Here is an 11403-nt window from a genome sequence, read left to right as displayed (position 1 = left end):
CCCCCCGCCCCCTCCCGCCCCTCCCCGTCGCCGAGACCCATTGGCGTCGCCGACACCCACGTGTGCAGTTGCTTCGGCGCGTGGGTTTCGACGACAAGCGTGGGTTTCGCTGGGAGGAAGGCGCGAGGTCTCGCCGGGATGCGGGAGGGAGAGGCAGGGAAGCGAACTGCACGGCGATGGTTCTGAGCGAGTTGCTATCGGTTCCCGGTGAAATGCGCGGATCCTGGGTCGCGGGCCGGCTGCAAGCATGAAGATCGAGCGCATGCGGAGGGCTGTCACGATCGAGGAAGCGCGTCAGCTCCTCCTCTCCAGACGGGATGTTCTCGCCCGAGGAATCACCGAGCGGGAACTCAAGGGCATGGTCGACGGTGGCGTGCTCATCCGGGTGCGTCGGGGCTGGTACGCGGAGGGGGAGGCGTGGGCACAGCTCTGGGCGGAAGGCCGGCATCTCCTGAAGGTGCTCGCCGTGCACCGGGAGTCCTCGGGCGGAGGCGCCGCATTCTGCTTCGACTCGGCAGCTGTGCTCCACGGTCTGCCGCTCTATCGGACGTTCCCGGCGCACGTGCACGTGTTGCTCGGCCGGACGAGTCACAGCAGGGTGAAGGGCTGTGTGGCACGGCACGACATACAGGTCGGTGAGGGGGACCTCGAAGAGATCGAGGGCATAAGATGCACGTCGCTCGAGAGAACCGTGCTCGACCTGACCAGCCGGCTCGGGCCGGAAGCGGCTATCTCCGTGGCCGATGCTGCTCTCCGGCGAGTTGCCATGCGCGGGAATGAGCAGGATTCCGAGGTGGCCGCCACGTGGCGAGGAGAACTTGCTCGGCGTGCCCGGGCTGTGTCGGGCCGTGGGATCCGTCAGGCCCGCGCGATGATCGCGCTGTCGGACGGTCGTGCCCAGCTTCCCGGGGAGAGCGTCAGTCGTCTGCACCTCCACAGGCTCGGCTTCACGGGCATCGAGCTGCAGTCGCACGTCACCGGGCCAGGCGGTGAGGACTATTGGCTCGATTTCGCCTTCCGCGGTTTGCAGGCCTTCGGCGAGTTCGACGGCAGAGGCAAGTATCTCGATCCGGATCTGCGCGGTGAGAGGTCGGCGGAGGACATCGTGATCGCTGAGAAGTGCCGTGAGGACGCTGTCCGTGGCGTCACGGGATGGCGCGTCGTCCGATGGGGATACGAGCACATCGTGACGCCTGAGGCTCTCGGCGCACGCCTGGGTGCCTTCGGCCTCCGCCCCTGACATCGTGCTTCGCTTTCTGCCAGCGATTGCCGCCGACACCCATGCCCCTCGTCCAGACCCATGCCAGGAGACGAGTCCCGCCATGGGCCTGGGTGCGGAGCGTGGGTCTCGGCGAGGGGGTGGGTGGACGGAGGGCGGAGGGGCGGAGGAGAGGCGGGATTTGGGGGAGCGGGGCGGGTGGGGTACAGTTATCTCGAACCGAAGACCGCTGGTCATCGTCGTGTGCGCAAGCATGCAGCGATCGAAGCTCTGCATAGCAGGGGCCCGCGCAGGCCACGAACTCTCAAAGCTCCGTGCGCTTGCGCCGGAGCTTTTTCTCTTGCAGGTGGTCCAGGTCGGCGCCTCACCACCGTGCGGCGCCTCGTACACACCAAGGAGTGACCATGGCGCAGAAGGATGCATCGGTCGCCGAGCTCACGAAGTCATTCGAGAACTCGACTGCCGTTCTGCTGACCGAGTACCGCGGTCTGACGGTTGCCCAGCTCAAGGAGCTGCGCAACAGCATCCGTCAGGACGCTGAGTACGCCGTGGTGAAGAACACGCTGACCAAGATCGCCGCCAACAAGGCTGGCATCTCCGCGCTGGACGACGACCTCAAGGGTCCGTCGGCTGTCGCGTTCGTGCACGGTGACTTCGTCGCCACCGCCAAGGCTCTGCGTGACTTCGCCAAGGCCAACCCGCTTCTCGTGATCAAGTCCGGCATCTTCGAGGGCAACGCCCTCACCGCGGACGAGGTCAACAAGTACGCCGCGCTCGAGAGCCGTGAGGTTCTGCTGGCGAAGGCTGCGGGCATGATGAAGGCGACGATGGGCAAGGCTGCCGCCACCATCGATGCTCTTCGCGAAAAGCTGGAGACCGCAGAGGCCGCGTAAGCGACCTGCGATCTCGTCTACAAACCCCATCTATCTAGGAGATACATCATGGCGAAGCTTTCCACCGAGGAACTGCTCGAGCAGTTCGCCGGCCTGACCCTCATCGAGCTCAACGAGTTCGTGAAGGCGTTCGAGGAGAAGTTCGAGGTCACCGCTGCTGCTCCCGTCGCCGTCGCCGGTGCCGCGGGTGGCGCAGGCGCTGCTGAGGCTGAGGAAGAGAAGGACTCCTTCGACGTCATCCTCGAGGCTGCTGGCGACAAGAAGATCCAGGTCATCAAGACCGTCCGCGAGCTCACCTCGCTGGGTCTCGGCGAGGCCAAGGCTGTCGTCGACGGTGCCCCGAAGGCCGTCCTTGAGGGCGCCAACAAGGAGACCGCCGAGAAGGCCAAGGCTGCTCTCGAAGAGGCAGGCGCCACGGTTACCCTCAAGTAATCGCGACGCTCACGCGTTTCTCGTCGAAGGCCCCGGGTTCGCCCCGGGGCCTTCGTGCGTTCCGGGTGGTTTCCGCCGTTGCCGACGCTTCCCGGGGCTGTCCTCCCGGTGCACCAGGAGCCCGGGCCGGGGTCGCGTGGCACCACGAGCCCGGCCTGCATCCCGGCATGCTGCGAGGTCAGCGCGGAGGAGCCGTCGAGCTGCGCACGACGAGGGCCGACGCCGCGTAGATGCGCTCCAGCGGTGCGTCGGGGTGCTCCATCCGCTGCGTCAGGAGGCGCACCGCCTCATGGCCCTGGTCGCGCGGTGATTGTCCGATCGTGGTCAGCGCGAACATGTCGGCGTGTTCGTGATCATCGATGCCGACGACGCTGAGCTCGGTCGGCACGGCGATGCCGAGTCGCCGCGCGGCGATGATCGCCCCGATCGCGGCTTCATCGCACACTCCCACGATCGCCGTCGGCCTCCGCCGTCGGTCTCCCAGCAGTCCCGCTGCCGCGGTGTACCCGCCGGGCATCGTCGGAGCCCCGCCGGCGACGCGCGCATGAGCCGCGATTCCGGCCGCCTGCAATGCGCCGCGATAACCCTCCAGCCGCTGCGCATCACCGTAGCTCAGCGTGGCCGCGTCCGTCGATCCGCCGACGAAGGCGATGTCGGTGTGCCCGAGCTCGATGAGGTGCTCGGTCGCGATGCGCGCGGCGGCCGTGTCGTCGATCGACACCGCGCTGGAACCCTCGCTGTACGGGCCGACGCTCACGAGCGGCCGCCCGGTCTGCTGCAGGCGCTCGAGCTCCCGGGCGCTCGGCTGGATGCCGACCGCGATGATCCCGTCGAACCGCCGGCCGGGAAGCACGCTCTCGAACAACCGCTCCCTGGTCTGCGACCCTTCCGGCACGCCGTAGAGCGACAGGTCGTAGTCGAGGGCGAAGAGCGATTCCTGCACGCCGGCGAGCAGCTCGGCGAAGAACCATCGGTCCACGGGCGGCATCACGACGCCCACGGTCTGCGTGCGCCCGGTGGCCAGGCTCGTCGCGGAGGAGTGGGCGACATAGGAGAGATCGCGAGCGGCGTCCTCGACGCGCTGCCGGGTGGTCTCCGACACGTACCCGCGGCCGCTCAGGGCGCGACTGGCGGTGGCCTTCGATACGCCGGCACGCGACGCGACGTCCGCGATCGTGCTCATCGGTCCTCCTCGACCTGATCACGCAGCTGCGTGGCCCCGACGCGGGGGTGCGCGCCGCGTCAAATCGTAGTCGCCGGCATACGAAAAAGGAACCGGTTCCAGAGCGGAAGCGAGGGAGCGCTCCCACGTCGGGGGCGCGAGCACGTCGAATGGTTGCGAGCTTGTGACCCTAGCGTGTTGTGCGGGGGTGCGCATGGCCAGTAGGTTGGCCTGGAATCGGTTCCCTAACGATGCCCCGGGGTGGCGTCGCACCAGTCGGGAACCTGTACTCGAAGAGGAGAATTCACATGGCTCTGTCACAGCGTTCCCGGCGTTACGCGCCGCTCGCCCTGCTGGGGGTCGCGGGCATCGCGCTCGCCGGATGCGGGGCTCCCGGAGGGGCACCGGGCACCGACGGCGGCGATGGGGGCGATGCCACCGTCACCATCTACGGAACGATCGTCGATGACGAGGCGAAGCTCCTCCAGGAGTCCTGGAAGGACTGGGCCGACGAGAACGGCATCACGATCAAGTACGAGGGCAGCCAGGACTTCGAGACCCAGCTCGGCACGCGCGCCCAGGGCGGCAACCCGCCGGACATCGCGATCTTCCCGCAGCCGGGACTGTTCAAGGACTTCGCGGACCGCGACTACCTGAAGCCCGCACCCGAAGAGGTCGAGAAGAACGCCAACGAGTACTGGACCGAAGACTGGGTGAACTACGGCACCGTCGACGGCACCTTCTACGGCGCCCCGCTGATGGCGAACGTCAAGGGCTGGATCTGGTACTCGCCGGCGAAGTTCAAGGAGTGGGGCGTCGAGGTTCCCAAGACGCTCGACGAGATGACCGCCCTCACCGAGAAGATCCAGGCGACCACCGGAACCCCCGCATGGTGCGCCGGCTTCGAATCGGGCACCGCGACCGGCTGGCCGGGAACGGACTGGATCGAGGACTACGTGCTGCGTCAGTCCGGACCGGACGTCTACGACCAGTGGGTCACGAACGAGGTCAAGTTCACCGACCCGCAGATCAAGCAGGCGTTCGACTCGGTCGGCGGCATCCTGCTCAACCCGGCCAACGTCAACGCCGGCTTCGGTGACGTGCGCTCCATCAACTCCACCGCGTTCGGAGATGTCGCTCCGAAGCTCGCGGGCGGCGAGTGCGCGCTGACCCACCAGGCCTCGTTCCTGTCGGGCTTCTTCCCCGACGGCACGAAGGTCGCAGAGGACGGCGACGTCTGGGCATTCATGCTGCCGGGCGAGACCGAGGGCGACACGGCTGTGACGGGTGCCGGTGAGATCGTCGGCGGGTTCAGCGACTCCGAGGCGACGCAGAAGGTGCTCGCGTACCTGTCCAGCCCCGAGTGGGCGAACAGCCGCGTCAGCCTCGGCGGCGTGACCTCCGCGAACAACGGCCTCGACCCCGCGAACGCGAAGGACCCGATCCTCCAGGAGACCATCAAGATCCTGCAGGACCCGGACACCACCTTCCGATTCGACGCGTCCGACCTGATGCCCGGTGCCGTCGGTGCCGGAACGTTCTGGAAGGGCATGGTCGCATGGGTCAACGGCACCTCGACCGATGAGGTGCTCACGCAGATCGAGACCGGCTGGCCGAGCAGCTGATCCAGCAGAGGGGCCGCCCCGCACCGGGGCGGCCCCTCTGACCCCACGGCGCGCACTCCGACGTGTGCGTCGATGATCCGGTCCGCGTGATGAAGGGGAATCCGTGAACGCGACTAATTTCTTCAAATGGATCGGCTCGCTCCCGCCGGTCCTGCAGGCCGTCACCGTGGTCATCGCCTTCGCGGTGGTCGTGGCGATCATCCTGCTCCTGGTGGACATCGCTCCCCGTAGGGGGAAGGTCTACACGTTCGTCCGATTGGCGATGTGCCTGCTCATCCCGCTCGCGGTGATGTTCTTCTTCAACTCCTATTACTGGGCGATGGGAGTCGCCGTCGCCGTCGGCGCCTTGTTCTTCTGGCTCGACTACCGTTCCCGCGATGGCGCGGGATATCTGATCCAGCTCGTGGCCTTCATGGCTCCGGCGCTGCTGTTGCTGATCGTCGGTCTCGTCCTGCCGTCGATCCAGACGATGTTCTCGTCGTTCATGAACTCCTCGGGGAAGGAGTTCGTCGGCCTGTCGAACTACCTCTGGATCTTCACGCAATCCGACGGCATCACCGCCGTCATCAACACGATCATCTGGGTGCTCCTGGTTCCGACGGTCTCCACGATCGTCGGCCTCGCGTACGCCGTGTTCATCGATCGCACCCGGGGCGAGAAGATCTACAAGGTGCTGGTCTTCATGCCGATGGCCATCTCCTTCGTCGGGGCGAGCATCATCTGGCGATTCATCTACGAGTACCGTGGCCCGCAGTACGAGCAGATCGGTCTGCTCAACCAGCTCCTCGTGTGGTTCGGTGGCACGCCGCAGCAGTGGCTGCTCAATGAGCCATGGAACAACCTGTTCCTGATCGTCGTGCTGATCTGGGTGCAGACCGGTTTCGCGATGGTGGTGCTGTCCGCATCGATCAAGGGCGTACCGGCGGAGCTGCTGGAAGCGGCCGAGCTGGACGGCGCGAACGCGTGGCAGCGGTTCATCTCGGTGACGGTCCCTGCGATCCGCCCGGCGCTCATCGTGGTGCTCACGACCATCTCGATCGCCTCGCTGAAGGTGTTCGACATCGTGCGCACGATGACCGCCGGCAACTACGGCACGTCGACCCTCGCGAACGAGATGTACACGCAGTTCTCGAAGTTCGAGGCGGGACGCAGTGCCGCGCTCTCCGTCATCCTGTTCATCCTGGTGTTGCCGATCGTCATCTACAACGCGCGCCAGATCAAGAAGCAGCGGGAGATCCGATGACCGACACCGTGAAGTCAGACGCCGCCGTCAGCACGCGCGCGATCACCACCGGCGGCGGGTTCGACGGCGCCGCCGGTCGCACCCGCAAGCGCCTGTCCCGTCCGTGGGCGTCGGTGGCGTCCATCGTCATCGCGTTTTTGTGGACGATTCCGACGCTCGGGCTGTTCATCTCGTCGTTCCGGCCGAGGGACCAGATCCAGACGACCGGCTGGTGGACCTTCTTCGCCGACCCGCAGGTGACGCTCGAGAACTACGTCGACGTGCTCCAGTCCGGCACGACGCAGCTCACGATCCTGGAGTCGTTCGTCAACTCGATCGCGATCACGATCCCCGCCACCATCGTGCCGCTGATGATCGCGTCCATGGCGGCCTATGCGTTCGCGTGGATCGACTTCAAGGGGCGCAACGCGCTGTTCATCTTCGTGTTCGCGCTGCAGATCGTGCCGATCCAGATGGCGCTGGTGCCACTGCTGAGCTCGTTCTCCCGAGGGATCAACCTCTTCGGGCTGCAGGTCACGACCCCGCTCGGTGCCTCCTCGGGCTACGCCCAGGTGTGGATCGCTCACTCGATGTTCGCTCTCCCCCTGGCGATCTACCTGCTGCACAACTTCATGTCGGAGATCCCCGGAGAGATCATCGAGGCCGCGCGCGTCGACGGTGCGTCCCGTGGGCAGATCTTCTTCCGCGTGGTGCTGCCTCTCACGATGCCGGCGATCGCTTCTGTCGCGATCTTCCAGTTCTTGTGGGTGTGGAACGATCTGCTCGTGGCGCTGGTGTTCGCCGACGGCGCCGCGGCGCCCATCACGAAGCTGTTGGCCGAGATCACGGGCACGAGAGGAAACGACTGGTACCTGCTCACGGCGGGCGCCTTCGTGTCGATCATCGTGCCGCTGATCGTCTTCTTCGCACTGCAGCGCTACTTCGTCCGCGGCCTGCTGGCGGGATCGACGAAGGGCTAGCGGTACGGATCCGCTTCATCGACGACGCCGCGCCGACCTGAGGAGGTCGACGCGGCGTCGTCGATGTCAGCGGGAGTGGCCGTACTTCCAGCTCACGGCATCGCGGGGCGAGTCCACGAGGACCGCATCGACGCCGACGCGGGCGAGGTCTCGATACCGTTCGGCGTCCGCGACTCCGATCGCCATGAGATTCACACGGTCGGTGGGATCGATGCACCGCACGGCCTCGCGATCCCAGGGGGTGACTTCCACCTCGCTCTTCGCGGTACCCGAGGTGAAGGTCTCACTGACGGTGATCTTGCGGCGATCCTCGAAGGCCATCCAGGTTCCGGCCGCGGGCGGCGGCTCGCACTCGTGTGCGAGAGCGATGTCAAGGAGTCGCTTGCGGGTGACATCGCGGTCTTCTGCGACCTGGACGTCGCCGGCGTCACGGGCTCGACCGGTCGCGGCCGCATCCGTGGAGTAGATGACGGTGTTCTCCGTGCGCTCCGCATCGCGGAGAACGGCGACGACCGCGTCCGCCAGAGGAACCGGATCCGCCTGCTTGAGATCGAGGAACACCAGGCGGTCGGCGGGGATGTCCGCCAGAGCCTGTCGGAGTGTCGGGAGAAGGGCCGGGTCGTCGCGATACGGCGTCTCTTCCGATCCACGAGGGCGGAAGTTCCATCCGGCGTTGAGCGCGGTCAGTTCTGCGACGGTCTTCTCCGCCACGGTCCCCGTCCCGTTCGTCTTCTCGTCGAGGCCGATGGGCCGGTACAGCACGGGCACGCCGTCGCGAGAGAGCTGGACGGTGATCCAGAGCGCGTCAGCGCCATCCTCCAGCGAACCTCGGATGCCCTCCCTGGTGTTCTCCGGATAGTCGGCGGTCCCCGCCCGATGAGCCACGATCAGCGGTGCCTCTTGCCCGTAGCCGGTTTCGGGGCCGGAGCCGGCATCGGTGCCGGTTTCGGTGCCTGTCCCGGCTCCGACTTTCGGGGGCCGATCTGCCGCGATCATCGGCGCGATGCCGAGCACGAGACCGAGGGTCGTGATACCCGCCGCGCGCGCCCAGAATGGATGCTGTTTCGAGAACATGGTGATCTGCTCCTTCGTGAGCCCGCCGCTGGGATCTTTCCCACCATCAGGCAAATGTAACATTTTAGACTTTCGGCCCTCGGTTCGATCGGCGTCGAAACACATCCCCGTCCGCGGCATCCGCGCGTCTACCCTGAAGGCATGAAGTACGCAGACTCGATCGTCGACCTCGTCGGCGACACGCCCCTCGTGAAGCTGCAGCACGTCACCGAGGGCGTCGCGTGCACGGTGCTCGTGAAGCTCGAGTACCTGAACCCCGGCGGTTCCTCGAAGGATCGCATCGCCGCGCGGATCATCGACGCGGCCGAGGCGGCGGGTGCGCTGAAACCCGGCGGCACGATCGTCGAGCCCACCAGCGGCAACACCGGGGTCGGCCTCGCGCTCGTCGCCCAGCAACGGGGCTACAAGTGCGTGTTCGTGCTGCCGGACAAGGTCGGCGAAGACAAGATCGACGTACTCCGTGCCTACGGTGCCGAGGTCGTGGTGACCCCCACATCGGTCGCCCCCGACAGCCCGGAGTCGTACTACAGCGTGAGCGACCGGTTGACCCGCGAGATCCCTGGAGCGTTCAAGCCGAACCAGTACGAGAACCCGAACGGTCCGCGCAGTCACTACGAGACCACGGGTCCCGAGATCTGGCGCGACACCGACGGCGAGGTCACGCATTTCGTGGCGGGCGTGGGCACGGGTGGCACGATCACGGGGACGGGGCGGTACCTGCGGGAGGTCTCGGATGGTCGAGTACGGATCGTCGGCGTCGACCCCGAGGGCAGCGTATACAGCGGCGGCACCGGCCGTCCGTACCTCGTCGAGGGCGTGGGCGAGGACATCTGGCCCGGTGCATACGATCCCACGGTGCCGCACGAGATCGTGGCGGTCGGCGATGCCGAGGCCTTCGCGATGACCCGGCGCCTCGCCCGCGAGGAGGGCATCCTCGTCGGCGGATCGAGCGGGATGGCCGTCGTGGGGGCGCTGCGCATCGCACGTGACCTGCCGGCGGACGCGGTGATGGTCGTGCTGCTTCCCGATGGCGGGCGCGGATACCTGGGCAAGATCTTCAACGACGGATGGATGCGCTCCTACGGGTTCAGTGACGTGGAGGACGGGGAGACCGTCGCCGACGTGCTCGCGGCTCGTCCGTCGCGGCAGGGCGCCGGCATCCCCGACCTGGTGCACGCCCACCCGACCGACACCGTGCTCGAGGCCATCGGCATGATGACCGAGTACGACGTCTCGCAGCTGGTCGTGCTCAGCGCCGAACCGCCGGTCATGATGGGCGAGGTGGTCGGCACGGTCGATGAGAAGGGGTTGCTCGACCTGCTGTTCCGCGGTGAGGCGAACGCGACCGATGCCGTGGGCGCGCACGTGGGGGAGAGGCTCCCGCTCGTCGGCATCCACACCTCGGTCGCGCAGGCCAAGGCCGCGCTCGCCGACGCAGACGCCCTGCTGGTGACCGAGGACGGCAAACCGCACACGGTGCTCACCCGTCAGGACCTGCTGGCGTATCTGTCGCGCTGAGAGACACCGAGAGCTCGGCCGACCCGGGGCGTAACCGGGAGGCCCTCCCCGCAGGCGCGGACGTAGGCTGAGACACATGTCCGATCACGCTTTCGCCACCCGAGCCATCCACGCAGGACAAGCGCCCGACCCCGTCACGGGAGCGATCATCCCGCCGATCTACCAGTCCTCGACGCATGTGCAGGACAGCGTCGGCGGCCTGCGTGCGGGCTACGAGTACAACCGTGCGGGCAACCCCACGCGGTCCTCGCTCGAGACCCAGCTCGCGGCCCTCGAAGGGGGCGCGAGCGCGCTCTCGTTCGCGTCGGGACTCGCCGCGGAGGATGCGCTGCTGCGTGGCATCCTCAAGCCCGGCGACCACATCCTGCTCGGCAACGACGTGTACGGCGGCACCTACCGGCTGCTCACCCGGGTCCTCGCACCGTGGGGGATCGAGACCACGACGGTCGAGCTCTCCGACGTGGATGCGCTCCGCGCGGCGATCCGTCCCGAGACGAAGATCGTGTGGCTGGAGACGCCCAGCAATCCGCTCCTGAAGATCGTCGACATCGCTCTGATCGCCGAGATCGCGCACGCGGCCGGCCTGATCGTGGTCGTGGACAACACCTTCGCCTCGCCGGCGCTGCAGCAGCCGCTCGCGCTCGGCGCCGACCTGGTGGTGCACTCCACGACCAAGTACCTGGGCGGGCACTCGGATGTGCTCGGCGGCGCGGTCGTGTTCGGCGATGATCGGTTCTTCGATCAGGTCAAGTTCCAGCAGTTCGCGGTCGGAGCGGTCTCCGCCCCGCTGGACGCCTGGCTGACGACCCGCGGCATCAAGACCCTGGCGCTGCGGATGCGGCAGCACTCCGAGAACGCGCAGGCCATCGCCGAGTGGGCGCAGGATCGGCCGGAGTTCGCGCAGGTCTACTTCCCGGGACTTTCCTCGCATCCCGGCCACGAGATCGCCGCGAAGCAGATGAGCGGTTTCGGCGGGATGCTGTCGTTCGGCCTCGCCGCCGGCGCCGACGCGGCACGGGCCTTCGTCGAGAGCACCTCGGTGTTCCAGCTCGCCGAGTCGCTCGGTGGAGTCGAGTCGCTCATCGGATACCCGCCGGACATGACGCACGCCTCCGTGCGCGGCACCGAGCTCGCGGTCCCGGAGAACATCGTGCGCCTCTCCGTCGGGATCGAAGACGTGGGCGACCTGATCGCCGACCTCGAGCAGGGGCTCGACCGCATCTCGCGCTGACGTCGCACCGGGCCGTGAGAGACGCACCTTCGCATCCGCGGGGGTGC

10 protein-coding genes are annotated in these 11403 nt (G+C 67.1%); 8 read left to right on the top strand and 2 right to left on the bottom strand.

Going from position 1 to position 11403, the window contains the following annotated elements; genetic code table 11:
• The first annotated feature begins 247 nt into the window (after nucleotides 1-247).
• From L687_RS28295 to rplL, 3 genes are all read left to right on the top strand, one after another.
• On the top strand, nucleotides 248-1240 hold the full coding sequence (locus L687_RS28295) for a type IV toxin-antitoxin system AbiEi family antitoxin domain-containing protein (RefSeq protein ID WP_021199174.1): 993 nt from the start codon (nucleotides 248-250) through the stop codon (nucleotides 1238-1240).
• A gap of 383 nt (nucleotides 1241-1623) precedes the next feature.
• A complete protein-coding gene (gene rplJ / locus L687_RS28290) occupies nucleotides 1624-2112 on the top strand; it encodes a 50S ribosomal protein L10 (protein WP_017829129.1) in 489 nt (162 codons plus the stop codon).
• A 48-nt stretch (nucleotides 2113-2160) separates the two neighbouring features.
• Nucleotides 2161-2544 (top strand): 50S ribosomal protein L7/L12, encoded by a 384-nt coding sequence (gene rplL / locus L687_RS28285; protein ID WP_017829128.1) that lies wholly within the window; start codon nucleotides 2161-2163, stop codon nucleotides 2542-2544.
• A 178-nt stretch (nucleotides 2545-2722) separates the two neighbouring features.
• Here rplL and L687_RS28280 read toward each other — a convergent pair whose 3' ends face one another.
• Nucleotides 2723-3727, bottom strand: a complete 1005-nt coding sequence (locus L687_RS28280; RefSeq protein WP_021199173.1) for a LacI family DNA-binding transcriptional regulator — start codon at nucleotides 3725-3727, stop codon at nucleotides 2723-2725.
• Nucleotides 3728-4014: 287 nt separating this feature from the next.
• Between L687_RS28280 and L687_RS28275 the strand changes: the two genes are divergently transcribed.
• From L687_RS28275 to L687_RS28265, 3 genes are all read left to right on the top strand, one after another.
• Nucleotides 4015-5331 (top strand): ABC transporter substrate-binding protein, encoded by a 1317-nt coding sequence (locus L687_RS28275; protein WP_021199172.1) that lies wholly within the window; start codon nucleotides 4015-4017, stop codon nucleotides 5329-5331.
• A gap of 103 nt (nucleotides 5332-5434) precedes the next feature.
• Complete coding sequence (locus L687_RS28270) at nucleotides 5435-6574, top strand: carbohydrate ABC transporter permease (protein ID WP_021199171.1); 1140 nt, start codon at nucleotides 5435-5437, stop codon at nucleotides 6572-6574.
• Nucleotides 6571-7533, top strand: coding sequence for a carbohydrate ABC transporter permease (locus L687_RS28265; protein ID WP_021199170.1), 963 nt, complete (start codon nucleotides 6571-6573; stop codon nucleotides 7531-7533). The genes L687_RS28270 and L687_RS28265 overlap by 4 nt, the downstream gene beginning before the upstream one ends.
• 66 nt (nucleotides 7534-7599) lie before the next feature.
• Here L687_RS28265 and L687_RS28260 read toward each other — a convergent pair whose 3' ends face one another.
• Entirely contained in the window at nucleotides 7600-8607 is a 1008-nt protein-coding gene (locus L687_RS28260; protein ID WP_021199169.1) for a glycerophosphodiester phosphodiesterase family protein, read from the bottom strand.
• Between the two features lie 141 nt (nucleotides 8608-8748).
• Between L687_RS28260 and L687_RS28255 the strand changes: the two genes are divergently transcribed.
• Nucleotides 8749-10125, top strand: coding sequence for a cystathionine beta-synthase (locus L687_RS28255; protein WP_021199168.1), 1377 nt, complete (start codon nucleotides 8749-8751; stop codon nucleotides 10123-10125).
• A 76-nt stretch (nucleotides 10126-10201) separates the two neighbouring features.
• A complete protein-coding gene (locus L687_RS28250) occupies nucleotides 10202-11356 on the top strand; it encodes a cystathionine gamma-synthase (RefSeq protein WP_021199167.1) in 1155 nt (384 codons plus the stop codon).
• The last annotated feature ends 47 nt before the right edge of the window (nucleotides 11357-11403 follow it).

The sequence above is a fragment of the Microbacterium maritypicum MF109 genome (assembly GCF_000455825.1).
In the GTDB taxonomy this organism is placed as follows: domain Bacteria; phylum Actinomycetota; class Actinomycetes; order Actinomycetales; family Microbacteriaceae; genus Microbacterium; species Microbacterium maritypicum_A.
The sequence above is the reverse complement of the archived record's forward strand: the minus strand, read 5'-3'. Positions and strand labels throughout refer to the sequence as shown.